The sequence below is a fragment of the Variovorax sp. S12S4 genome (genome assembly GCF_023195515.1).
GTDB lineage: Bacteria > Pseudomonadota > Gammaproteobacteria > Burkholderiales > Burkholderiaceae_C > Variovorax.
In genome coordinates, this window is sequence record NZ_JALPKR020000002.1 from 232598 (window position 1) to 259217 (window position 26620).

Annotated in this window: 7 protein-coding genes; all 7 read right to left on the reverse strand. The window is 67.9% G+C overall.

Annotated features, from left to right (window positions below):
- Positions 1 to 14: 14 nt before the first annotated feature.
- From M0765_RS01535 to M0765_RS01565, 7 genes are read right to left on the reverse strand one after another with little or no spacing between them, the layout of a single operon-like run.
- Entirely contained in the window at positions 15 to 4115 is a 4101-nt protein-coding gene (locus tag M0765_RS01535) for an amino acid adenylation domain-containing protein (RefSeq protein ID WP_258501604.1), read from the reverse strand.
- The gene (locus M0765_RS01540; RefSeq protein WP_258501605.1) at positions 4115 to 11983 is read right to left on the reverse strand and encodes a non-ribosomal peptide synthetase; all 7869 of its coding nucleotides are present in this window, start codon (positions 11981 to 11983) and stop codon (positions 4115 to 4117) included. Before M0765_RS01540 ends, M0765_RS01535 begins: the two co-directional genes overlap by 1 nt.
- Positions 11983 to 15315 (reverse strand): amino acid adenylation domain-containing protein, encoded by a 3333-nt coding sequence (locus tag M0765_RS01545; RefSeq protein ID WP_258501606.1) that lies wholly within the window; start codon positions 15313 to 15315, stop codon positions 11983 to 11985. The genes M0765_RS01540 and M0765_RS01545 overlap by 1 nt, the downstream gene beginning before the upstream one ends.
- Positions 15312 to 19919, reverse strand: coding sequence for a type I polyketide synthase (locus M0765_RS01550; RefSeq protein ID WP_258501608.1), 4608 nt, complete (start codon positions 19917 to 19919; stop codon positions 15312 to 15314). The genes M0765_RS01545 and M0765_RS01550 overlap by 4 nt, the downstream gene beginning before the upstream one ends.
- Positions 19919 to 25216 carry a non-ribosomal peptide synthetase gene (locus M0765_RS01555; protein ID WP_258501610.1) on the reverse strand — a complete coding sequence of 1766 codons (5298 nt, stop codon included), beginning with the start codon at positions 25214 to 25216 and terminating at the stop codon, positions 19919 to 19921. Before M0765_RS01555 ends, M0765_RS01550 begins: the two co-directional genes overlap by 1 nt.
- Positions 25213 to 25902 (reverse strand): 4'-phosphopantetheinyl transferase family protein, encoded by a 690-nt coding sequence (locus M0765_RS01560; protein ID WP_258501611.1) that lies wholly within the window; start codon positions 25900 to 25902, stop codon positions 25213 to 25215. The genes M0765_RS01555 and M0765_RS01560 overlap by 4 nt, the downstream gene beginning before the upstream one ends.
- Positions 25880 to 26617 (reverse strand): thioesterase II family protein, encoded by a 738-nt coding sequence (locus M0765_RS01565; RefSeq protein WP_258501612.1) that lies wholly within the window; start codon positions 26615 to 26617, stop codon positions 25880 to 25882. Before M0765_RS01565 ends, M0765_RS01560 begins: the two co-directional genes overlap by 23 nt.
- Between the last annotated feature and the right edge of the window lie 3 nt (positions 26618 to 26620).

Sequence of the window (26620 nt, forward strand, 5' to 3'; positions counted from 1 at the left end):
GCGGAGCCTAGCCGCTAGGCCGCGTCGAGCGCCAGCAGGCGGTTCTTTACCGTGGCGCCGAACTGTGCATCGCGAATGATGTCCAGGTGCCCGGTTCGCGGCACCACCTCGGTCGAGAGCACGCGGGCGCGCTCCGGCCAGCGGCGCAGCACACCCGGCGCCTGCAGCGAGCGCTCGGCATGGAACACCTCCACGGGCAGGTCGGTTTTGGCCTGCGCGCAGCGGGCGTAGTGCGCGGACTGCACGCGGCTGTCGAGCGTGGCCCACAGAAGGTACTCATAAGCCTCGTCGCCCGCACCGTCGAGCGGCGACACCCAGGCTGGGGCCAGCAGTTGCTCGGCCACCCAGGCCTGTTCTGCATCGGTCATGCGGGCGAACAGCTCTTTCCATTGCGCCGCCATGTCCGACCTTGCAAGCCAAGCGGCCAGCACCTCGTCGGCCTGCGCGCGCTGCGCCGGCGTCAAGCTGCCTTGGGGAACCATCGGCTCCGACTCGAACACATCGACCGCGCCGAAGAACACGATCTCGATGCGGCCGTGCAGTTGCCGCGCCACTTCGAAAGCCAGGTCGCCGCCCAGCGACCAGCCCAGCAAGGCGCACCGGCCGCCGGTGGCAGTCTTGACGATGAAATCCGCATACTCGGCCGCAAGCTCGCGAATGGCAAAACCGCGCCAGCGCTTGCGCGTGTAGACGTGGCTCACAAAGGCATACACCGGCCGGTCGCCTTGCACCGCGCGCGCCAGCGGCTGGAACTCGCGCGAGTTGACGATGAGGCCGGGCAGGCAGAAAAGCGGCACGCCCGCGCCGCCGGCATGCAGGCACACGGCGTCGTTTGCGCTCTCGGCCCGCTGGTTCACGCGCGCGGCCAACTCACGCAGGCTTGCGGCCTGCATCACATCGGCCAGGCCCAGGTGGCTGCCGCCGGGCAGTTGCTTGCGAATGCGCGCGATGAGCTTGAGGCTCAGGAGCGAATCGCCGCCCAGCTCGAAGAAGTTGTCGCCGCGCCCCACCTGCGCCACGCCCAGCACCTCGCGCCAGATGGCAGCCAGCGCCTCTTCGGCATCGCCTTGCGGCGCTTCATACGCAAGCTCACTGGCGAACACAGGCTCCGGCAGCGCCTTGCGCTCCACCTTGCCATTGGCACTCAGCGGCAAGGCATCGAGCACGATGATCAGCCGCGGCACCATGTAGTCGGGCAGCGCCCGGCCCAGGCGCTCCTTGAGCACCGCGGTGTCGATGGCCTGCCCCGCTTGCATGGCATGCACCGAGACATAGCCCACCAGCCGCGCCCCGCCCGGCCCCTCCCTGGCCACCACCACCGCCTCGCGCACCTCGGGCTGCGCCAGCAGCTGCGCCTCGATTTCCCCCAGCTCGATGCGCAGCCCCCGGATCTTCACCTGGTGGTCGATGCGCCCCAGGTACTCGATCTGCCCCTCGGCGTTCCAGCGCACCAGGTCGCCGGTGCGGTAGAGCCGGCCCCCGCCTTCGCTATCGAACGGATCGGCCACGAAGCGCTCGGCGCTCAGGCCGGGCCGCTTCAGGTAGCCCCGCGCCAGGCTCACGCCGCCCAGGTACAGCTCACCGGCCACCCCGCGCGGCACCAGGTTGAGCTCGGCATCGAGCACGTAGGCCTGGGTGTCGGTGATCGGGCGGCCGATGGGCACCAGGCTCTGGCCGTCGTCCCTGCAGGTCCAGCGCGTGACATGGATGGTGGTCTCGGTGGGGCCGTACAGGTTCTGCAGCGTGGCGCCATGGAGGCGCTGCAGGGTCTCCTTCTGGGTCTCGGCGGGCATGGCCTCTCCGCCGCAGATGATGTGCTTCAGGCGGGTGCTGGCCTCGATGCCTTCGTGCGCCAGGAAGGCCTGCAGCATGGAGGGCACGAAGTTCAGGGTGGTGACCTGGTGGCGCTGGATGAGCGCGACCAGCCGGGCCGGGTCTCGCTGGTCGCCGGGCTGGGCCACCACGAGGCGGGCGCCGGCGGTCAGGGGCCAGAACAGCTCCCATACCGACACGTCGAAGCCGAAGGGGGCCTTGTGCAGCACGGTGTCGTCGCGGGTGAGGCCATAGGTGCGCTGCATCCAGGCCATGCAGCTGTGCAGGGCGTGGTGGCGGATGGCGGCGCCCTTGGGCCTGCCGGTGGAGCCGGAGGTGTAGATGACGTAGGCGAGGTGCTCGCCGTGCAGGGCGACCTGCGGATCCGCCTCTGGCTCGCCACTGAAGTCGAGGCTGTCGATCTTCAGGGTGGTGAGGCTGCTGCGGTCGTCGAGACAGTCGCGCGTGGCGCGGTGCGTCAGCAGCAGCTCGATGCCGCTGTCCCGCACCATGTAGTCCAGGCGCTCGGCGGGGTAGTCGGGGTCCAGCGGCAGGTAGGCGCCACCGGCCTTGAGCACGCCCAGGATGGCGACGACCATCTCGACGGAGCGTTCCATGGCGATGCCCACGAGCACCTCGGGGCCCACGCCCAGGGCGATGAGGCGGTGCGCGAGGCGGTTGGCACGGCGGTTCAGTTCAGCGAAGCTCAGTGCCTCGTCAGCGAACAGGAGCGCGATGGCCTCGGGCTGCTGGCGGGCGTGGCGCTCGATGAGGCGGTGCACGGGCTCGGGAGCCGGCTCGCGATGGGGGTTCACGCTCCAGGCGATGAGCTGGGCCTGCTCGGGGGCGCCGAGCAGCGCGATGTCGCCCAGCGCACACCCTTCGTCATCAGCCAGCGCACCGAGCATCGCCACATAGTGCGCGGTCATGCGTTCGATGGTGCCGGGCTCGAAAAGCTCCGACGCATAGATGAAGCTCGCATGCAAGCGCCCATCGGCGTCTTCGCTGGTGTTCAGCACCAGTTCGAACTGCGCCACAGGCGCGGCCAGCGCATAGTCTTCGAGCGCCAGGCCGGGCAACTGCTTCAGCGTGCGGGAGTCGGTGCGGTCGTGGCTGAACATCACCTGGAACAGCGGGTTCACGCTCAGGCTGCGCTCGGGCTGCAGCGCATCCACCAGCTGTTCGAAAGGCAAGTCCTGGTGCGCCTGCGCGCCGATGGCGGCTTCCTTCGCCTGGGCGAGCACCTTCGCCAGGCTCATGCGGCCTTCGACCGTGCTGCGCATGACCTGCGTGTTGACGAAGAGCCCGATGATGCCTTCGGTCTCCGCGCGATGGCGGTTGGCCACCGACACGCCCACGCGAATGTCCTGCTGCCCGCTGTAGCGGTGCAACAGCGCCTGAAAAGCCGCCAGCAACACCATGAAGAGCGTCGCCCCGCCCGGCGCGCGCTTGTGCAACGCCTGCACCAGCTCCGGCGCAAGATCGACGCCGTGCCTGGCCGCGGTGTAATGGCCGTTCGGCCGGCGGCTGTGGTCCGCCTGCAGCTGCAGCACCGGGTTGCCGATGCCCAGGCGCTCGGTCCAGTAGGCAAGCTGCCTGTCTTTTTCGCCGGCTTCCAGCCAGTTGCGCTGCCATGCCGCGTAGTCGATATAGCGGATCGGCAGGGGCAGCAGGTCCACCCGGTCGCCGAGCACCCGCGCACGGTACTGCGCGACGAACTCACCCACCAGCAGATGCAGCGAGCCGCCGTCGGAAACGATGTGGTGCATTACGAGCACGAGCACGTGCTCTTGCGGTGCAACCCGGATCACCCCCACCCGCATCAGCGGACCCGTTGTGAGGTCGAAAGGCGTCGCGCTTAGGCGGCGGGCTTCTTCTCGCGCACGCGCCTCCGCATCGCCGGGCCCGCGGGCCACGTCGATCACCGCGATGTGGAGATCCACACGCTCCTGCACAACCTGTTCGCACAACCCCTGCGCATCCGGCCTGAACACCGTGCGAAGCGACGCGTGGCGCTCCAGCAGTGCCGCAAAGCTGTTCTTCAGCGCATCGACGTCGAGCGCCCCGTGCAGCTTCAGCGCGCCGGAGATGTGGTACGCCGTGCTCTTCGGGTCCAGCTGCCAAAGGAACCACTGGCGCAGTTGCGCATAGGAAAGTTCGGCCTTCGTTCCGGCCGGCAGGGGCACGATGGGCAGCCTGGCAAAGTCCACGCCCTGCTTTTGCAGCAGGCCGAGAAACGCCTTCTGTTTTTCGCGGGGCAGGCGCGCAAAGCGGTCCGCAATGCTGTTCTTGTCGATCTCCATCAATCCTCCAGAAGGTCGAGCATCGCGGCCATCTGCGCGAGGTCTTCCGAGCCCGCGGCCGCGGCTGTGCCGACCTCTTCCTGCACGGCGCCCGCCATTGCGGCCAGCGTCGGGTTTTCGAAATAGCGCTTGAGCGGCAACTGCACCGCAAGCTGCTTCTGCACCTTGGCCTGCACGGCCAACAGGGTCAGCGAGTGGCCTCCCAGCTCGAAGAAGTTGTCGCTCCGGCCCACGCGTTCCACATCGAGCACTTCGGCCCAGATGGCGGCGAGTGCGCTCTCCACATCTCCCACCGGTGCTGCATAGGCGCCGCCGCCGGCAATCTCCGGATCGGGCAGCGCCTTGCGGTCGACCTTGCCGTTCGCGTTCAGCGGCACGGCATCGAGCACCATCAGCGCCGCGGGCACCATGTAGTCCGGCAGCTTCCGCAGCAGCCGCTCGCGCAGCATTGCAGCATCCACCGCCTGGCCCGCGCGCGCGGACACATAGGCCACGAGCCGCGTGCCGCCCGCGCCCTCTTTTGCCAGCACCACCGCCTCTCGCACTTCGGGCTGCGCCAGCAGCTGCGCCTCGATCTCGCCAAGCTCGATGCGGAAGCCGCGGATCTTCACCTGGTGGTCGATGCGGCCGAGGTAGTCGAGCTGGCCGTCGCTGCGCCAGCGCACCAGGTCGCCGGTGCGGTAAAGCCGCCCTCCCGCAGGGCCGAAGGGCGCGGCCACAAAACGCTCCGCACTGAGCCCCGCGCGATTGAGGTAGCCGCGCGCCAGGCCCGCGCCCGAAACATGGAGCTCGCCCGCCACGCCAACGGGCAGCGGGTTGAGGTCACCATCGAGCACCCACATGCCAAGGTCTGGAATGCAGGCGCCCACCGGGCTGCTCTGTTCGTCGAGGTCGGCGCGCACGATCGGTCGGTAGGTCACGTGTACGGTGGTCTCGGTAATGCCGTACATGTTGATGAGCTGCGGCTGCCGGTCGCCGAAGCGATCGATCCACGGCCGCAGGCTCTCCGGCTCGAGCGCCTCGCCACCGAAAATCACGCATCGCAGCGGCAGCCGTTCGCCCGCGGCAAGCGCCGCGCTGTGAATCAATTGCCGGAAAGCAGACGGCGTCTGGTTCAGCACGGTGACTTGCTGTTCGCGCAGCAACGCCACGAAATCGTCGGGCGAGCGGCTGACCCAGAACGGCACCACCACCAGCTTGCCGCCGGTGCACAGCGCACCGAAGATTTCCCACACCGAGAAGTCGAAGGCGTACGAGTGGAAGTTCGTCCACACGTCTTGCGCGCCGAAACCGAACCAGGGCTGCGTCGAGTCCAGCAGCCTCGTCACGTTGCGGTGTGTCAGCTGCGTTCCCTTGGGCCGGCCGGTGGAGCCCGAGGTGTAGATCACGTAGATGAGATGGTCCGCATGCACTTGCACTTGGGGTGCATGCGCGGGCGCAGCATCCAGGCTGGCATCGTCGAGCGCCAGCACGCGCACATCGCCCGGTAGCGCAAGCCCGGGCTGCACATGGCTTTGCGTGAGCAGCAGGCGAATGCCGCTGTCCTCGATCATGTAGGCCAGGCGATCGGCGGGGTACTCGGGGTCGAGCGGCACATAGGCGCCGCCTGCCTTCAGGATGCCGAGCAGCCCCACGACCATTTCAATGGAGCGTTCGACCGCGATGCCCACCTTCACCTCGGGCGCCACGCCAAGACCGACGAGCCGGTGCGCGACCTTGTTGGCGCGTGCGTCGAGCTCCGCGTAGCTCAGGCTTTCATCGCCGAAGACCACCGCCGTCGCGTCCGGATGCACGGCGGCCTGCCGCTCGAACCAGCGGTGCACGGGTTGCGCGACGTCGGCGGCATGCAGGGGCTCCGCGGGTCGGGCCGGCGACAGCGTTGCGTTGCCTTCGTCCTGCAGGCCGATGTCGCCCACATGCGCACCGGGCGATGCCGCGAGCATTTCGATCAGTTGCTCCATGCGGCGCGCCAGGGTCTGCACGAGCGCATCGCCAAACTGGTTGCGCGCGTGGCTGTAGCTCAGCATCAGCGTCTCGCCCTGGTTGACCGAGAGCGTCATCGGGTAGTTCGTCTCCTCCCGGTTCCAGACCTCGCCGAAGCGCAGCCTGTCGCGCGCGCCCTGCTTCAGCGCCTGGTCGAGCGGATAGTTTTCGAACACCACGATGCTGTCGAACAGGTCTTGCCCGCCCTGCCCCGCCCAGCGCTGTATTTCATAGAGCGGCGTGTGCTCATGATCCTGCGCGCCGAGGTTGCGCGCCTGCAGTTCGCGCAGCCAGTCGCCCACGCGCTGTGCCGGCTCAAGCGTGGCAATGACCGGCAGCGTGTTGATGAACAGGCCCAGCATCTGCTGCGCGCCGGGCAGCTCCACCGGCCTGCCCGCCACGGTGGCGCCAAAGCTCACCGTGCGCTGCCCCGTGTGGCGCGCCAGCAGCAACGCCCATGCGGCCTGCACCAGCGTGTTGAGGGTCACGCGCTCGCGCTTGGCTGCTCCTGCCAGCGCGCGGGTGCGGTGCGCGTCGATCTCGCAGCGATGCATGCCATGGCCCGTGCGCGCGTCGCGCGGTTTGGGCAGGGTGTTGGCCAGCCACGTGGGCCCATCAATGCGCGCCAGCTGCTCGCGCCAATAGCGCTCGTCGGCTTTTCCGTCGCGCGTCTGCAGCCATGCGATGTAGTCCGCATAGCGGCCACCCGGCGCTGCGAGGGCTTCGCCGGCGTAATGCCGCAGCATTTCACCCATCAGCTGCGAGGTGCTCCAGCCGTCCAGCAGCAGGTGATGCATGGTCCAGACGAAATGGTGCTTGCCGCCCTGCATCTGAACCAGCACGAAGCGCATCAGCGGGGGCTGCGCCAGGTCGAAGCCCTGCGCGAGTTGCGCTTGCGCCAGGTCGTCGAGCGCACCGGCGGCGTCCGCGCGGTCTCGCCAGTCATGCTCGGCCATCGGAAGCTCGAGATGCCGCGCGACCCATTGCAAGGCCGGTTCGCCGGCCAGGAAGCCGGTTCGCAGCACGTCGTGCCGCTGCAGCACCGCACGCCATGCGGCCTTGAAGCGCGCAACGTCGAGCCCGTCGATGTCGACGCGCAGCTGGTTGACGTAGGCGCTGCCGCCGGGTGCGTACAGGGTGTGGAACAGCATGCCCGCCTGCATGGGCGAAAGCGGGTACAGGTCCGCCAGGTTGGAAAGCGGCACCGGCAGGGCATCGAGTTGCTGCGCGCCGATGCGGGCGAGCGGAAAGTCCGACGGCGTGACGCCATGTGCGCCGCTGGTGCAATGCGCTACCAGCGCTTCGAGTTCCTGCTGGAACCGCCGCACCCAGCCTTCGACGGCGCCGCGGTCGTGGCGGGCTTGGCTGTAGCTCACGCGCAGCGCCAGCACGCCTTCGTGCACCTGCCCGTTGACGGCGAACTCGTGCGTCAGCGGTGCGCCGCCGTCCACCGGGGCGCCGCTCGCCTCGTCGGCCAGCAGCCAATGCGAGCGCTCATCGGAGCCGGCGTCGAACTGGCCCAGGTAGTTGAAGACCACCTGCGCCCGGGGCAGCCGCCGTAGCGCCTGCTGTTGCGCGGGGTCGCCAAGGTACTTGAGCACGCCATGGCCAATGCCCTTGTCGGGAATGGCGCGCAGGCTTTCCTTCACGCGCTTGATGGCAGCGCCGGGTTCACCCAGCGGATCGAGCGCAACCGGAAACAGCGTGGTGAACCAGCCGACGGTGCGAGACAGGTCGATGTGGCCGAACAGGTCTTCGCGGCCATGGCCTTCAAGATCGACCAGCACCTTGTCATGGCCGGCCCATGCGCACAGCGCACGGCCGAGCGCCGTCAGCAGCAGGTCATTGGCCTGCGTGCGATAGGCCACGGGTGCGTCCTTCAGCAGCGCCTGCGTCGTCGCCGCGTCCAGCCGCACTTCGAGGGTCTGCTGGTCGGCTGCGGTGTTCGATCCGTCGGGATGAGCGCACGGCAGGTTGGCGTGGGCATCCGCCAGCGTCGCCCAATGGCCGATTCCGTCGGCGTGGCTTGCGGCATAGCCCTGCAATGCAGTCGTCCAGTCTTTGTAGCTGCTGCTCTTGGCGGGCAGCGCAACGGCTCGGCCCGCCAGGCTCTGGCGATACGCATCCTGCAGGTCTTCCAGAAGGATGCGCCACGACACGCCGTCGACCACCATGTGGTGAATGGCGAGCAGCAGGCGCAATTCGCCGTCCGGCAATTCGACGGCGAGCGCGCGCAGCAACGGGCCGCGCGCCAGGTCGAGGCTGCGCTGCGCCTCGTCGCAGAGCGCTTCGAGCTGCCCCGCATCGCGTGCCTTGCGCACCCACAGCAGTTCGGCGAGTTCGTTGTCGGACATTGCCGTGTAGTGCTGGTGCCATGCACCTTCGGCGTCCTGGCTGTAGCGCAGGCCCAGGCTGTCGTGGTGCCGCACCACGGCCAGCAAGGCCTGCCGGAAGGCGGCCAGCTGCAAGGGCTCGCGGCACCTCAGCAGCACCGCCTGGTTCCAGTGGTTGCGCACCGGCATCTGCATCTCAAAGAACGCGTGCTGGAATGGCAGCAGGGGCGCCTCGCCTGCCGCATCACCGGCAGCCATGCGCTTTGCATCGCCAACGGGTTCGGCCGCGCCTGCAAGCTGCGCCACGGTCTGCCGCTCGAAGATCTGCTTGGGGCTCACCTTCCAGCCCGCAAGGCGCAGCCGCGCCACGATCTGCAGGCTCAGGATGGAGTCGCCGCCCAGCTCGAAGAAGTTGTCGTTGCGGCCCACCCGTTCAAGACCGAGCACGCCGCGCCATACCTTGGCAATCGCCTCTTCAGCCTCGCCGAGCGGCGGTTCATAGGCCTTGTCGTCCTGCGGGAGTTCAGGTTCAGGCAGGGCTTGGCGATCGACCTTGCCGGCGGGGCCGATCGGAAGCGCATCGACCACCACGATGGCCGAAGGCACCATGTAGTCCGGCAATGCGCGCGCGAGCTGCTCCTTCAATGCCGCTGCGCCTATGGGCTGCCCGGCGTTCAGCGACACATAGGCTGCCAGCCGCGCCCCGGCCGGGCCGCTGCGCGCGACCACCACGGCCTCGCGCACTTCGGGCCGGGCCAGCAGTTGCGCCTCGATCTCGCCAAGCTCGATGCGGAAACCTCGCACCTTCACCTGGTGGTCGATGCGGCCCAGGTACTCGAGCTGGCCGTCGTCGCGCCAGCGCACCCAGTCGCCGGTGCGGTACAGGCGGCCACCGTTCGCGTCGAAGGGGTCGGCCACGAAGCGCTCCGCGGTGAGCGCGGCGCGGTGCAGGTAGCCGCGCGCCAGCCCCTCGCCGCCGAGGTACAGCTCACCCGCCACGTTGCGCGGCACAAGGTTGAGGTCTGCATCGAGCACGCGCGCGCTGCGGTCGCCCACGGGCCGGCCGATGGGCGCATAGCCCTCTTCGAAGCTCGCCGCGCCATCGACCTTCCACAGCATCGGCGTGACGACCGCTTCGGTAGGCCCGTAGCCGTTGATCAGCAGCTCGGGCTTCAGGTGCCGGCGCACGGCATCGAAGCCTTCGCGCGACATGGCCTCGCCGCCGAAGGAATACAGCTGCACCGGCGGGCAATGGCCGGTGTCGCGCGCCCAGTCGGCCAGTTGGCGCAGGTAGGCGGGAGGAAAGCCCGCGTTGGTAACGCCGTGGCGCTGCATCGCGTCCAGCGTCTGCTCGGCGGTCCAAAGAGATGCATCGCGCAGCAGCAGCGAGGCGCCGCAGCACAGGGCCGTGAAGAGGCGCTCATGCGCGCCGTCGAAGGAGAACGACAGAAAGTGCAGTTCGCGGGAGTGCAGCCCCATTTCGTACAGCACGGCCGTTTCAACGCAATGGGCGGCAAAGGGGCCATGCGAAACCATCACGCCCTTGGGCATGCCGGTCGAACCCGAGGTGTAGATGATGTAGGCGAGATTGCCGGCATGCACCGCAACGGCGGGCGAATGCACGGGCTCGGCTTGCAGATCGAGCGTGTCGAGCTGCAGAACGCGCACGTGCTCGCCGGACGGAATCCGTGCCCTCACATGGCTTTGCGTCACGAGCAGGTCGATGCCGCTGTCGGCAACCATGTAGGCCAGCCGGTCCGCGGGGTACTCCGGGTCCAGTGGCACGTAGGCACCGCCGGCTTTCAGGATGCCGAGCAGGCCGACCACCATGTCGAAGGAGCGCTCCACGGCAATGCCGACGCGCGTGTCGGGCTTCACGCCCAACGCGATGAGCCGGTGGGCCAGGCGATTGGCGCGGCGGTCGAGCTCGCCGTAGCTCAATGCTTCGTCGCCGAACAACAGCGCCGCGGCATCGGGGCGCTCATGGGCCCACCGCTCCATGAGCCGGTGCACCGGCTCGCTGCCCTGGGTTGCGGGTGCGTTGACGCCCCACTGCGCGAGCCGTTCTTTCTCGGCGGGCGCGAGCAGGTCGATGTCGCCCACCGCCTGTGCGGGGTTTGCGGCCAGCGCGCCGAGCACGGCCAGGTAGTGCCCCGCCATGTGCGCCACGGTCTGTGGATCGAACAGCTCTTGCGCGTAATGGAAGCTGGCCTGCGCACGGCCTTGCGCGTCTTCGATGACACTCAGCGTGAGTTCGAACTGCGCAGCCTGGCCGCCCAGTTCATGGTCTTGCAGGCTCAGCCCGGGCAGCTCTTGCAGCGCGCGAAGGTCGCGCCGCTGGTGGTTGAACATCACCTGGAACAGCGGCGCGGTGCCAAGGCTGCGCTCGGGCTGCAGGGCTTCCACCAACTGCTCGAAAGGCAGGTCCTGGTGCGACTGGGCACCGAGCGCTGCATTGCGCGTGGCTTCCAATGCCTGCAGCAGGCTCGTTCGGCTGTTCAGCACATTGCGCAGGACCTGCGTGTTGACGAAGAAGCCGATGACCTTTTCAGCCTCCACACGGTGGCGGTTGGCAATGGGCACGCCAATGCGAATGTCTTGCTGCGTGGTGTAGCGGTGCAGCAGCACCTGCAGTCCCGTGAGCAGCACCATGAAGAGCGTCGCGCCCTGGGCCTGCGCGCGCTTGTGCAGCGCGTCGGCCAGTGGCTGCGGCAACGCCACGTCATGGCGCGCCGCGCGGTACCGGCCGTCCGGGCGCCGCGGGTGATCCGTCGGCAGCTGCAGCACCGGGTGCTCGGTGCCGAGATGCGCCTTCCAGTAGTCGAGTTGCCGCTCTTTCTCGCCGGCCTCCAGCCAGTGGCGCTGCCATACGGCGTAGTCGGCATACTGGATTGGCAAGGGCGGCAACGGCGCCGGCTGCCCGTTGGCTCGCGCACGGTAGTGTGCCGCAAACTCGTCCACAAGAATCTTGAGCGACCATCCGTCGGACACGATGTGATGCATCACGACGACGAGCAGATGTTCCTCGTCACGAAGCCGGATCAACGCCACGCGAAGCAGCTGGTCGGCGGTCAGGTCGAAGGGAGTTTCGGCGATGCGCCGCGCTTCTTCATCCGCTCTTGCATCGCGCTCGCCGGCCGGAAGCGCCGCCAGGTCGATGAGCGGAATGTCCAGCCCCGCACGCTGCTGCACCACCTGCTCGACCAGGCCTTCGGCATTCGCGCGGAACACCGTGCGCAGCGATTCATGCCGCTCGATCAGGGCATCGAAGCTCGCCTGCAGCGCGTCCCGGTCGAGCGTGCCCTGGAGCCGCAGCGCGCCCGAGATATGGTAGGCCGAGCTGCCCGGCTCCAACAGCCAGAGAAACCACTGGCGCATCTGCGCATACGAGGGCGCGCAGGCGACGCGCGCTGCCTCGTCGCGCTGGAGAATCGGAAACTGCCCGATGGTCAGCCCCTCGGCGCGGATCTTCTGGTACACCGCCCGGCGCTGCGCCGGGTTGAGGCGCGAAAAGCGCTTGCCGATCTGGTCGTGCGTGGCCGTGATGTCCATCAAGCGATCTCCAGGCTGTCCATGAAGGCGTCGATGTCCGAAAGAGACTGGGCCACGGGTTTCCTTTCGCCGGCATCGGCAATGAGCGCGGCCATGTCCATGAGAACCGGCTGCCTGAAAATATCTGAGACCGTGAGGTCCGCATGCATGGCGCCCTGCACCCGGGCCACCACCTGCACGGACATGAGCGAATGCCCGCCGAGTTCGAAGAAGTTGTCGTGGCGGCCCACGCGCTGCACGCCGAGCACCTCGGCCCATATGGCTGCGAGCGCTTCTTCCCTGGCACCTTGCGGCGGCTCGTAGGCCTGGGCGCTCGCGCGCTCGGGTTCGGGCAGCGCCTTTCGGTCGACCTTGCCGTTGGCGTTCAGCGGCAGGGTCTCCAGCACCATGAAGAGCGCCGGCACCATGTAGTCGGGCAATGCGCGGCCGAGTTGTTCGCGCAGGCGCGCCGCATCGATGGCGTGCTCCGCCTGCGCCGACACATAGGCCACGAGTCGCGCGCCGCCCGTGCCCTGGCTTGCCACGACGACGGCCTCGCGCACCTCGGGTTGGGCAAGCAGTTGCGCCTCGATCTCGCCCAGTTCGATGCGGAATCCGCGGATCTTCACCTGGTGATCGATGCGGCCCAGGTAGTCGAGCTGGCCCTCGCTGCTCCAGCGGACCAGGTCGCCGGTGCGGTAGAGCCTTGCACCGCCTTCGCTGTCGAAAGGGTCGGCCACGAAGCGTTCGGAAGTGAGCGCGGCACGGCGCACGTAGCCGCGCCCAAGCCCGGCGCCGCCCAGGTAAAGCTCGCCCGCGGCGCCTGGTGGCACCAGGTTCATTTCGGCATCGAGCACATAGGTTTGCGTGTCGTCGATCGGCCGACCGATCGGCACCTGGGTGCGCCCGTCGTCGCGGCAGCGCCAGTGCGTCACGTCGATGGCGGCCTCGGTGGGGCCATACAGGTTGTAGAGCGCGGCTTGCGGCAATCGCCTGAAGACCTCGTTCTGCGCTTCTGCGGCCAAGGCCTCGCCGCTGCAGACGATGCGCCGCAGGCTGGTGCAAGCCTCCACGCCCTGGTGGGCAAGAAAGGCCTGCAGCATCGATGGCACGAAGTGCAGCGTGGTCACCTCATGCGCGCGAATCAGCTGCACGAGCCGCGCCGGTTCGCGGTGATCGCCGGGGTTGGCGACGGCCAGCCTGGCGCCGAACATCAGTGGCCAGAAGAACTCCCACACCGACACGTCGAAGCTGAACGGCGTTTTCTGCAGCACGGTGTCCGCTTCGCCGAGCGCATAGGCCTGCTGCATCCACACCAGCCGGTTGTAGAGCGAGCCATGGCGGTTGGCCGCGCCCTTGGGCTTGCCGGTCGAACCCGAGGTGTAGATCACATAGGCCAGGTTGTCGCTGCCGAGCGCCACCGCCGGATCGGCCTCCGGGTAGCCGCCAAGGTCCAGCGTGTCGAGCGCGAGCACCGGCGCGCCGGCCTGCAATTGCAGCCGCTCTTTCAGGCGCTCTTGCGTCAGTACCAGCGCAAGGCCGCTGTCCTCGGCCATGTAGGCAATGCGATCGACGGGGTACTCCGGGTCGAGCGGCACATAGGCGCCGCCCGCCTTCAGGATTGCGAGCAGGCCGACCACCAGCTCGATGCTGCGCTCCAGCGCCACTCCGACCTTTACCTCAGGGCGAACGCCCTCTTGCATCAGCCGGTGTGCCAGTTGGTTGGCCCGGCGGTTCAATTCGCCGTAGCTCAGAACTTCATCGTTGAAAACCAGGGCAACGGCATCGGGAATTTCTGCCGCCTGTTGCTCGATGATGCGATGCACCGTTTGCGCTTCGCCGCGGCGATGCGTGTTGACGCCCCACTGCGCGAGTTGGGCGCGATCTGCGTCGGAGAGCAGCTCCAGCTCGCCAAGCTTCGCTGCCGGCAGCTTTACCAGCGCTTCGAGCACGCGCTGGTAATGACCCGCCATGCGCGCGATGGTGCCCGGCTCGAACAGTTCGGCCGCATAGCGAAAGTTGGCCCGAATGCCGCCGTCTTCGCGCTCGATGGTTTCCAGAGTCAACTCGAAGGGGGCGGCGCGCTGCTCCAGGTCGATGCGCCGCACGCTCAGGTCGGGCCAGCCCCGCAGCGGCTGGTCCCCTTGCCCCAGGTGGTTGAACATCACCTGAAACAGCGACGCGGCGCCGTGCCCATGCTCCGCGCGCAGGGCCTGCACCAGGCGTTCGAACGGCAGGTCCTGGTGGGCTTGCGCTTCGATCGAAGTGTCGCGAACCTGCGCCAGGAGGTCCGCCAGGCTGGTGTGCGCGGCAAGGCGCGCATCGAGCACCAATGTGTTGATGAAGACGCCGATGACGCCCGCCGTCTCCGGCCGGCCGCGGCCCGAGGCAGGCACGCCGACGCGAATTTCGTTCTGGCCCGTGTAGCGGAACAGCAGCGCATGAAAGGCCGCGAGCAGCGCCATGAACAAGGTACCGCCCTGCGCGCGCGAAAGCTGCCTGAGCCCCTCTGCGAGGCCGGCCGGTATGTCGAGCGAATACTGCGTAGCGCTGTAGCGGGCTTCGGCGGAACGCGGCCGGTCGGTGGTCAGCGCCAGCACCGGCTGGCTCGCGCCGAGGCGCTTGCGCCAGTAGGCGAGCTGCCGTTCCCCTTCGCCTTCTTCGAGCCACTTGCGCTGCCACAGCGCGAAGTCGACGTAGCCGATCTCGGGCTGGGCTCGGGTGTCCGGCAGGCCCTGCACTCGCAAGGCGTAAGCCTGCGCAAGGTCGTCCAGCATGAGCTGGACGGACCATGCATCGGAAATGATGTGATGCATCATGAGCAGCAGCTGGTGCTCGCCCTGCGCCATCTTCAGCAAGGCGCAGCGCAGCAAGGGGCCGGTCGTCAGTTCGAAAGGCATGCGGCATACCCGAGCCACCGCTTCGTCGTAGCGGATCTCTCGCTCGGCCGCGTCGAGCACGCTGAGATCGGCGAAAGGAATGTCGATTCGAACCTCTTCCAGAACGCGCTGCTCCGGCAGGCCTTCAGGGCCGGAAGCGAACACGGTTCGCAATGCGTCGTGGCGTTCGGTGAGCGACTGCATTGCAGCCTGCAGCGCCCCGATATCGAGCGGGCCTGAAAAACCAAGCCCGCCGCCGACGTGGTACGCCGTATTGGCGGGGTTCAGCTGCCACAGGAACCATTGGCCCTGCTGCGCGAAGGAAACGGGGGCGGGGCCGGCGTTGTGGCCGCGCACGATGCTATCGCGCGCGGGTGCCGCATTGCCGCCCTGCTTCACCCGGCTTTGCAGCAGTCTCAGCTGCTCGGGCGACAGGCGCGCGCGACGTTCGGAAAGGTGAGATGTCTCGCTCATGATGAAAAACTTGCGGTGATGCGGTCTGTTGCCGGTTGTGGGTCTGCGGTGGCCTCGGCCTCGCGCTCGATCTCTTCGATCAGCCGCAGTTCGATCAATGCGGCCAGCTCGGCCACGGTCGGCGCCTTGAAGAAATCGGCAGGCTGCAGCTCGACGCCATAAGCCTTGCGCACGCGGGACAGCAGTCGAATGGCCAGCAGCGAATCGCCGCCGAGTTCGAACAGGTTGTCGTGCGCGCCCACGGGCGAGATGCCAAGTGCCTCGGTCCACAGCGCAGCCAGGCCTTCTTCCAGTTCGCCTTCAGGGGCGGCATACGCGGTGGGCAGCGCGGGGCGTGAATGGCTGGCACGGGCTTCGCCCACCGATACCACCGATGGGGCGCCCGCTGCATCCTGGGCCTCCACCGCATCCAGCAGGTTGCCCAACGGACGAAGGCGCGGCGCGAGAGCCGAAACGGACACCACCGTCTGCGGCAGGTCGGGGCCGTTGACGATGCGTTCGAAGGCGAGCACGCCGGTGCGCTCGTCCAGGCCGACGCCCTCCGGCAGGTCCATGTCGGCCGCTGAGCCCACATCGCGCCATGCATCCCAGTTGACCGAAAACACCGGCAGCGCCGATGTGCGGCGGTGCGCCGCAGCCAGTGCATCGAGATAGGCATTGGCAGCCGCATAGTCGCTGCGGCCCAGCCCGCCGGCGAGCTTGGCAATGGAAGAACAGAAGAGCACGAAGTCCAGCGGCTCTTCGCGCAGGGCTGCAAGCAGCTCGCGCGTGCCCGCCACCTTGGGGGCGAACGCCGCTTCCACCTGGGCGCGGGTGCGCTGGGCGATCATGCCGAGCCCCGGGTCCATCACCGCGTGAACCACTCCGTTGACGGCGCCGAAGCGCGCATGCGCCGCCGCGAGGGCATCGCGCAGCTGCGCGGCATCGGTCACGTCCGCCGTGACCGTCAGCACCTGCGCGCCCGTCGTTTCGAGTTCGATCAGCTGCCGCAGCTTGCGCCGCAGTGCAGCGGGCTCACCGGACGATGCGGCAATGCGCTCCCAGTCGCCGCGCGCGGGCAGCGGCGTGCGGCCGAGCAGCACGAGGCGTGCCTTCCATGCGCGGCTCAGGTGCCGCGCGAGCGCAAGACCGACACCGCCCATTCCGCCGGTGATGAGGTACACACCGCCTTCGCGCAAGCGCTGCGTGGCGGCCTGCTTGGGCAACGGCTCGTAGCTCTTGAGCCAACGGTGGGGCCCGCGATAGGCCACCACGAAATCGTCTTGCGCAGACACCGCCTCGTCGGCGACGCGGCGCGCCAGATCGCTTTCGGCCGCGCTTTCCGATGCGGGCACCACCACGTCGATCACGCGGCAGGAGACCGACGGATATTCCTGGCCCATGACCTTGGCGATGCCCAGCAGGGTTGCCTTCGCGGGCACCAGCGCCTCGGTGCCGGAGACGTCCTCCAGGCCATCGGTGACGATGGTCAGAGCCGTTGGAGCACGGCCCGGCAAGCCCAGGGCGTCGAACGCATGCACGAGCGCGAGCAGGCTGAAGTAGCCATTCTCCAAAGCGTCCGCATGCGGCGGCGCGGGCCGGCCGCCGTCAAGGCTCCACAGATGGTGGATGTGCCGCACCGGGCCTGCCTCGGCTTCCACTTCGCGCAGCAGCGCTTCATGGTCGGCGCGCTCGGTTTGCCGCAGGGTGTATTGCCGCGGCGCGGTGCGCGCGAAGCGCGGGCCTCGCAATGCCAGCACCACCTGTTCGCCGCGCTCGCGCAGCGTGCGTGCGAGCCGGTCGGTGAAGCTGTCGGCATCGCCCAGGATGAGCGTGCTGCCTGTTCGCTCCGCAGGTTTTTCGGAGGGCGCTGGCGGTGTGCTTCGCTGCCAGTGGGGTGCATAAAGAATGTCGGCGTCTGCGCTTGGCGAAGAAGGCGGTGCGGTCTTGCCCGGCTCCACCCAGTAGCGCTGGCGCTGGAAGGCATAGGTCGGCAGAGGCAGGCGGCGGCGTTGGCCGCCCTCCTGGTTCGCAGCCCAGTCGATGTCGACTCCGGCCGTCCACAGGCCCGCAACCGCATTTGCTAATTGCTGGCTGTTGCGCGCGGTCTGCTGCGCATGGGCCTGGCTGGCCCAGATGCCTGCGGCTGCGCTGGCGCCCGGATGCTGGCGGGCGAGCCCGGCCAGCGTTTCGCCGGGGCCGACTTCGAGCACCGCACGTCCGGGCTTGCTGAAGATATGGCCCAGGCCTTCGGAAAAGCGAACCGTGTTGCGCAGATGCCTGCCCCAGTACGCGGGGCTGGTGGCCTCTTGTGCGGTGATCGGCAGGCCGGTGAGGTTGGAGATGAACGGAATGCGCGGTGCATGGCGCGGCACCGATGCAATCAGCTGTTCCAGTGCGGCGACGGCCGGATCGACGAGCCGCGAATGGAACGCCACGGCAACATGCAGGCGGCGCGCCGAATGCTGGCGCGCGCGCAGTTCTTCCTCCGCGCGCGCAATGGCTTCGGGCGTGCCCGCCAGCACGCAGAGCTGCTCTCCGTTCACCGCCGCAAGGTCGCACCCCATCTCGAGGAAAGGCGCGAGCGCGGATTCGGCCAGCGGCACCGAGAGCATGGCACCGGCCGGCAACGCCTGCACAAGGCGCGCACGCTGCGCGACGATGCGCAGCGCATCTTCCAGCGAGAACACGCCGGCCACGCAAGCTGCGACGTATTCGCCAAGGCTGTGCCCCATCATCAGCGCGGGCTTCACGCCGCAGTGCAGCCACCATTGCGCCAGTGCATATTCGACGGCAAAAAGCGCGGGCTGCGCGACCTCGATGTGGAACAGGCGCTCGTTCGCCGATGCTTCTTCATCCGCTGCCGCGAAGAGCAGCGGCTGCAGGTCGATGCCGCCCTGCGTGCGCAGCAAGTCGATGCAGCGATCGAGTGCCACGCGGAACACGGCGCTTTCGCTGTGGAGCGCAGCGCCCATGAAGGCATGCTGGCTGCCGCTGCCCGGAAAGAGAAACACCACCTCGGGCGCGGTGGCCGGTGCCTTGCGGAACGTGCCGCCTGGCGAAGACAGCATTTGCGCGGCCATCTGCGTATCGCTTGCGACCACGGCGCTGCGCCATGCGAAGGTGCGGCGCCCGGTTTGCAAGGTGTGCGCCACGTCGTGCAAGGCCAGTGCGGGCTGTGCCTGCAGGTGCGCCGCAAGTTGCGTTCGGCCTTGCGCCAACGCCGTTTCATTTTTTGCCGACAGGGGCAGGACCTGCCAGGCCGGCGCCCTTGCCGCATTCGCTGCGACGGCCGGCGCTTCTTCGAGCACCACGTGCACGTTGGTGCCGCCAATGCCGAAGGAGCTCACGCCCGCACGGCGCGGCACGCGGCCCTCGGCCCAGGCGCGCGCTTCGGTGTTCACGTAGAACGGGCTAGCCGCGAAATCGATCTGCGGATTGGGCCGTTCGAAATTGAGGCTTGGCGGCAGCACGCGGTGCTTGAGCGCCATCGCCGCCTTGATGAGCCCTGCCACGCCGGCGGCCGCGTCGAGGTGGCCGATGTTGGTCTTTACCGAGCCTATGGCGCAGAAGCCGCGCCGCTCGGTATCGGCGCGAAACGCCTGGGTCAGTGCGGCCATCTCGATCGGGTCGCCCAGCGTGGTGCCGGTGCCGTGCGCTTCCACATAGCCGATGGTGTCTGCCGCCACGCCGGCGATGAGCTGGGCCGCGCGAATGACTTCGGCCTGCCCGTCCACGCTGGGCGCTGTAAAGCCCACCTTGCCCGCGCCGTCGTTGTTGGCGGCCGAGCCCTTGATCACCGCATGGATGGTGTCGCCGTCGCGAAGCGCATCGTCCAGCCGCTTGAGCACCACCACGCCCGCGCCGCTGCCGATGAGCGTGCCCGCGGCTTTTGCGTCGAAGGCGCGGCAGTGGCCGTCGGGCGAAAGGATGGCGCCGGACTGGTAGCGATAGCCGCCTTCTTGCAGCAGGTTGAGCCACACGCCGCCGGCCAAGGCCATGTCGCAATCGTGGCCCAGCAGGGCCTGGCACGCGGTGTGTACTGCGACAAGCGATGTCGAGCAGGCGGTCTGCACGGTAACCGCGGGGCCGCGCAGGTCGAGCTTGTAGGCCACGCGCGTGCAGAGCGACCCGCCGGAGTTGCCGTTCATCAGCCCCAGCAGGTCAGCAATGCCGCTCTCCGCGCCAAGGCCGAACGACGGAAGCAGGTTGCGGATGAGGTACAGGTTGGTGCCCTCGCCCGCATACACGCCGACCTTGCCGGGCCAGCGCGCGGTGTCGCAGCCTGCGTGCTCGAGCGACGCCCAGGCGCATTCCAGGAAGATGCGCTGCTGCGGATCGAGAGTCTCGGCTTCGCGCGGCGTGTAGCCGAAGAAGCCGGCGTCGAACTGGTCCACGCCGTCGAACTTGACGCCGGCCTTCACGTACTCGGGGTCGTCCAGCAGGGTCTGCGGCACGCCGCGCGCTCGCAACTCATCGTCCGTGAAGCGGGACACCGACTCCACACCGCCCTGCACGTTGCGCCAGAAAGCATCCACATCGTCGGCGCCCGGAAAGCGACCGGCCATGCCGACGATGGCGATCTCGATGCCTGTAGCTTCGGAGAGTTCTTGAAAGGCAGACATCAGTTGACTCTCTCTGTGGCCTTGCGGCGTTGAAGCATGGCGGCGCGTTGGCGCAGCGCCCTGTCGTCGCCAGCTGCGGCAGCGGCCGCGGACGACGCGGCACCGGCCGGTGCCTGCTCGATCCAACGGGCGAGCGATTCGATGGTGGGGTACTTGAAAAGGTTGACAACCGGAATTGCAATCTGCAGCCGGTCTTCCAGCAGGCGATGCGCGCGAATCAACAGCAGCGAATGGCCGCCGAGATCGAAGAAGTTGTCGTGCTGCCCGACCTGCCCGATCTTCAGCACCTCGGACCACACGCCAGCCAAGGTCTGCGCCACCTGGCCTTGCGGTGCTTCATAGGCCAGCTCGCTGGCGAACACAGGCTCCGGCAGCGCCTTGCGATCGACCTTGCCGTTGGCGTTGAGCGGCAGGCTGTCGAGCACCGCGAAGGCACGCGGGACCATGTAGTCGGGCAGCACCTGTGCAAGGCGCTCCTTGAGCGCGGCGGTGTCGATGATGTGATCCGCATGCGCCGCGAGGTAAGCCACGAGGCGCAAGCCGGCCGGGCCTTCCTTCGCCACGACCACGGCTTCGCGCACGGCAGGCTGCGCGAGAAGCTGTGCCTCGATCTCGCCGAGTTCGATGCGCAAGCCGCGGATCTTCACCTGATGGTCGATGCGGCCGAGGTACTCCAGCTGCCCTTCGGCGTTCCATCGCACGAGATCGCCGGTGCGGTAGAGCCTTCCGCCGCCTTCGCTGTCGAAGGGATCGGCCACGAAGCGCTCCGCACTCAAGCCGGCCCGCTTCAGGTAGCCCCGGGCCAGGCTGATGCCGCCCAGGTACAGCTCGCCTGCAACGCCCTGCGGCACGAGGTTCAGGCTGGCATCCAGCACATGGGTGCTGGTGTGGCTGATCGGCCGGCCGATGGGTACCTGGCTCTGGCCATCATTGCGGCAGGCCCAGTGCGTGACATGGATGGTGGTCTCGGTCGGGCCGTAGAGGTTTTGCAGGCCCGCGCCGTGCAAGCGCTCAAGCGTTTCCTTCTGCGTTTCGGCCGGCATCGCCTCGCCGCCGCAGATGATGTGGCGCAGGCGCGTGCTGGCTTCGATGCCCTCGTGCGCCAAAAAGGCCTGCAGCATCGACGGCACGAAGTTGAGCGTAGTGACCTGGTGGCGCTGGATCAGTTCGACCAGCCGGGACGGGTCGCGATGGTCGCCGGGGTTGGCCACCACCAGCCGCGCGCCGGAGGTCATCGGCCAGAACAGCTCCCACACCGACACGTCGAAGCCGAACGGCGCCTTGTGCAGCACGGTGTCATCGCGCGTCAGCCGGTACATGTCCTGCATCCACACCATGCAGCTGTGCAGCGCGCCGTGGCGTATGGCCGCACCCTTGGGCTTGCCGGTGGAGCCCGAGGTGTAGATGACGTAGGCAAGGTTCTCGATGTGCAGGGCAACGTGCGGATCGCTGTCGGGCTCGCCGCCGAGGTTGGCAGCATCGACTTCCAGCACGGTCAATGCGCGACGGTCGGGCACGCAATCGGCAAGGCTGCACTGCGTGAGCAGCAGCCCGATGCCGCTGTCCTGCACCATGTAGGCCAGGCGTTCCGCCGGGTATTCCGGATCGAGCGGCACATAGGCGCCGCCGGCCTTGAGCACGCCGAGGATCGCCACCACCATCTCGACGGAACGCTCCATCGCAATGCCCACCAACACTTCGGGCTTGACGCCGAGCGTGATCAACCGATGCGCGAGGCGGTTGGCCCGGCGGTTCAGCTCGGCGAAGTTCAGCGACTCGTCGGCGAAGAGCAGTGCGGTGGCATCGGGCTGCGTTCGCGCCTGCCGCTCGATCATGCGGTGCACGGGCTCGGGTTGCGGCTCGCGGTGCGTGTTCACACCCCATTGCGCCAACCGCACCTGCTCGGGTGCACCGAGCAACTCGATGTCGCCTACCGGCTGATCGGGGTTGTCGGCCATTGCCTGCAGGGTGGCGACATAGTGGCCGGCCATGCGCTCGATGGTGTCCGGCTCGAACAACTCAGCCGCATAGATCACCGACAACGACAGCTGGCCTTCGGGCCTTTCGCGTGCTTCGAGCGTGAGATCGAACTGGGCCGCGAGATCGGGCAATGCATGGTCCTCTGCCGTGACGCCGGGCAGTTTCGAGAATGCGCGGAAGTCTTCGAACAGGTGATTGAACATCACCTGGAACAAGGGCGTCTGGCTCAGGCTGCGTTCGGGTTGCAGCGCCTGCACCAGCTGCTCGAAAGGCAGGTCCTGGTTGGCCTGCGCGCCCAGCACGGCCTCGCGGGCCTGCGCCAGCACGCGCGATGCGCTCAGGCGGTCGTGAATGGAATTGCGCAGCACCAGGGTGTTGACGAACAGCCCGACCACGCCTTCGGCTTCCATGCGGTTGCGGTTGGCAATCGGCGCGCCGATGCGGATGTCCTGCTGCCCCGTGTAACGGTGCAGCAGCGACTGGAAGCCCGCGAGCAGCACCATGAAAAGCGTGGCGCCCTGCGCATCGGCCAGGCCGCGCAGCTTGGCCAGCAGGCTGCCCGGCAACTCGAAGGCATGCCGCGCGGCGCTGTAGCCGGCCTGCGGCCTGCGCGGATGGTCGGTGCGCAGGTCCAGCACTTCATGCGCGTCGCCGAGCTGCGCGCGCCACCAGGCCAGCTGCCGTTCGCCCTCGCCGGTCGCAAGCCAGTCGCGCTGCCAGAGTGCGTAGTCCGCATACTGAATACGCGGCGCGGGCAGGCGCCTGGGCTCTTCTGTACCCAGATGCGCGGCATAGCCCGCGGCCAGCTCATCGATGAGCAACTGCATCGAGGCGCCGTCGGAAACGATGTGGTGCATCACCACTGCGAGCACATGGGTCTCGTCGGCAGTGCGGATCAGCGCAGCGCGCAGCAGCGGGCCCTGCGTCAGGTCGAAGGGCTCGGCCTTGAGGCGCCGTGTTTGTTCCGCCAGTTGCCGGTCGCGCTCGCCGGCATCGAGGCGGCGCAAGTCGAGGAGCGTCATCGGCAACTCACCGGCAGGTCTTATCCATTGCTCCGGGTTGCCGTCGGCCGCGGCGCTGAACACCGTGCGCAGCGATTCGTGGCGTGCAACGAGGTCGTCCGCCGCGGCGCGCAAGGCATCGGCGTTGAGCGCTCCCGTGAGGCGAAGCGCACCGCTCACGTGGTACGCCGCACTTTGCGGGTCCATCCGCCAAAGGAACCACTGGCGCTCTTGTGCGTGCGAAAGCGGCATCGGCAACAGCCGGCGCTCTGCCGAAAGCACAGGCAGCGGCGCGTGCTTCGGGCGCAGGCCCTGCGCCTGCAGTTGGCGAATGGCCGCTGCGCACGCCTGCAGGCGCGGCTGCTCGAACAGCATTCGCGCCGGAAAATCGATCTGCCAATGCGCCGAGATGCGCGATGCTGCCTGCGTGGCGGTGAGCGAGCTCCCGCCCCGGTTGAAAAAGTGCGCATCGCGCCCGAGCGGGCGATCGTCGCCATGCTTCCAGACCTCCCGCCAGATGGCGGCGAGCGCCATTTCGACCTCGTCGAGCGGCGCTTCGATGGCTGCTTCGGCGGGGCCGCCTCGCACGAAGACTCCGAACTGGTAAACGGCGTAGGCATCGGCCGTGCCGTCCTTCCAGCCCGCGCGGCACGCGCTGCGCTGCAGCTTGCCGCTGGTGGTCTTGGGCAGGCCGCCCGGGTTGAGCAGCAGCACCACCGACAGAGGTTCGCCGAACACTTCGCTGACCGCGGCGCCCAGCGCATCGACCAGCGCCTGCGGCGGCACCAGCTTCTGCATGCTGCGGGACACTTCGGCCGCGACGCCGATACCTTCGCCGTCCGCGCCCTGCACCGCAAAGACGGCGACGCGGCTCTTGCGCACCGCGTCGACCTCGGCTTCTATGAGCCGCTCGATATCTTGCGGATAGATGTTGTGGCCGCGGACGATGATCAGGTCCTTGATCCGCCCCGTGACGTAGAGCTGGCCCTCGTGCATGAAGCCGAGGTCGCCGGTGCGCAGCCAGCGATCGCCGTCACGCTCCACGAAGGTTTCGCGCGTTTCGCGCTCCTTGCCCCAGTAGCCCAGGCAGATGCTCGGGCCGCTGGTCCAGATCTCACCGATCCTTCCAGGTGCCGCGGGCGAGAGCGTTTCTACATCGACGATCTCGACGCAATGGCCCGGCGCCGCCACGCCGCAGCCGACCAGCACGGTGCCTTCGCCGGCCGGCATGCCGGCTCCTTGTGCCAGGGCATCGGAAGAGAAGGTGCGTGTCACCATGCCGCCGCCGCGCACGCTCCCGGTCACGTACAGGGTGCCTTCCGCAAGGCCGTAGCAAGGATAGGCCGCGCCGGGGTCGAATCCCGCGGGCGCGAAGCGTTCGATGAACTCCATCTCGGTATCCGCGCGCACCGGCTCCGCGCCCGTGTAGGCCACGCGCCAACTCGAAAGATCCAGCTGCGCAAGCCGCGCATCGTTCACGCGTTCCAGGCACAGGCGAAACGAAAAGTCGGGCCCGCCGCTGTGGGTGGCGCGGTGGCGCGAGATAAGCTCGAGCCATCGCACCGGGCGCTCGAGAAAGTACCCTGGCGAAGTGAGCACCAGCGGAATGCCGTTGAAGAGCGGCAGGAGCAGCCCGCCGATCAACCCCATGTCGTGATACAGCGGCGCCCAGCAGACGAACTTGTCTCCCGGCCTCACGTCCATGCCGTGCGTCATGGCGATTTCGTTGGCAATGAGGTTGCCGTGCGTCACCATCACGCCCTTGGGCGCAGAGGTCGAGCCCGAGGTGTATTGCAGGAACGCAATATCGCCGTCGGCGGGGTCGAAGGGTGTCCATTCATCGGCGAGCGCCGCGTCCACCGCATCGACAGCGATGATTTGCGCATCGGCAAATTCGCTGGCTGCATTCATCGCGTGCGAAATGGCGGTCGAGGTCAGCACGCAGCGGGCCTGCGAATCCGCGGCAATGCCGGTGAGCCGCGCAAGATGCTGGGGCCGCATCGACTCGGGCGGGAACACCGGCACCGCGATCACGCCGCTGTAGAAGCAGGCCAGCATGCACACCGCGTAGTGGTCGCCGTTGTCGAGCATGATGAGCGCGCGCTCACCCTTGGCCAGCTGCTGCTGGAGCCGCGCCGCAAGTGCGCGCACGCGGCGCTCGAACACGCCATAGCTGATCGGCTCTTCATGCAATTCGCCGTTCACCGTGCCGGCCACGGTCAGCCAGATGTCGTCCGGCCGCGTGCTCGCGAGCGTGCGCAAATGCGTCACGAAATTCTTCGGCAGCGTGTTTGCCTTTTGCGGCATTTCAGTCATGTCGATTCCTTTGCGCGCCACGCGAGGGCGGCTGCATAGCCGGGCGGCGCCTGGAGCGCCACGGCTTGAAAATTTGTCCATCCGGGAACAGCAGATTCGAGGGCGATCCGCCCCTCCGCATCAAAGTGGATGCCGATGGATTTCAGGTGCTCGGCCACGCCAACGCCGACGGCCTTCAGCACCGCCTCCTTCGCGACCCAACGGCTGTAGAGCGCGCGCGGCCGATCGGCGGCATTGCGCACTTCATTGAATTCGCGATCGCTGAAAGCCAGCGATGCGATAGCCTCCATGTCGACTTCGGCCCTGCACTCTTCGATGTCGACACCCACCTCGCTCACCGTCCGCGCATCGCCCAGAGCGATGAGCGCGTGAGCACCCGAATGCGAGATATTGAACGGCGGCGCAGCACCGGCTGCGAGCTCGATAAGCGGTTTGCCGTGCGCGCTCGATGCGAGCGGCACTTCGGCGGGCTCGCAGCCCACGTGCTTCGCAAGCAGGCTTCGGAGCGCAGCGCGGCTTTCCGTGAAGCGCACCCGGTCGGCGGTTCTTGCGAACCTGTCGGCCTTGGCGCGCTCGGCGGGGGTCAGCAGTTGCCGCGCCGCCTCAGGCTCGGCGGCCAGGTCGAAGTCGAGGCGATAGACCTCGATGCCCTCGGCCAACGGATCAGGCCAGGGCATGAGTCGCATGGCGATCTCCCGCGACGGCCTGACCGAGGCGCTGCGAGAGCGCAGCCAGAAAGGCCGCCTCTTGCTGCCGGATGAAGAAGTGGCCGCCGTCGAACCACTCGAGCGTGAAGACGCCGCCCGCCTCGGCCGACCAGGCGTGAATGCGCTCGGCTTCGATGTCGTCGTGATGACCCGCAAACACATGCAGCGGCACCGGCAGCGGCGCTTCGTCCGCATGGCGAAAGCCTTCGCACACGCGGTAGTCGGCACCGAGCACGTCGAGGGTGATGCGCATCAACTCCGCGCTGGCAAACACTTCTTCGGGCGTTCCGCCCTGCTTGCGCAGGTCGGCAATCAGCGACGCGTCGTCGGTCTTTCCGGCAAAGCGCGCAGGGTCACGCCGGCTCGGCGCAGAGCTGCCCGAGGCAAGCAGCGCCACGGGCAATTCGCGCCCCATCGCGCGCAGCCGGCATGCGATGCCGTAGGCCAGCAGCGCACCCATGCTGTGGCCGAAGATCGCGAAGTTGCCGCGCATGGCGTCGGCCTGCTCCGCGCAGACCTGCGCAACGAGGCTGTCGAAATCGCGGAGCGCGCTTTCGGCCGAACGGCTCCCACGGCCGGGCAACTCCACCGGCACGACGCGGATCCAGCTCGGCAGCAGGCGGCGCCAGCGCAGGTACATCGTGGCGCTGGCACCCGCGCACGGCAGGCACAACAGCGAGACGCTCGTCTCCACGCG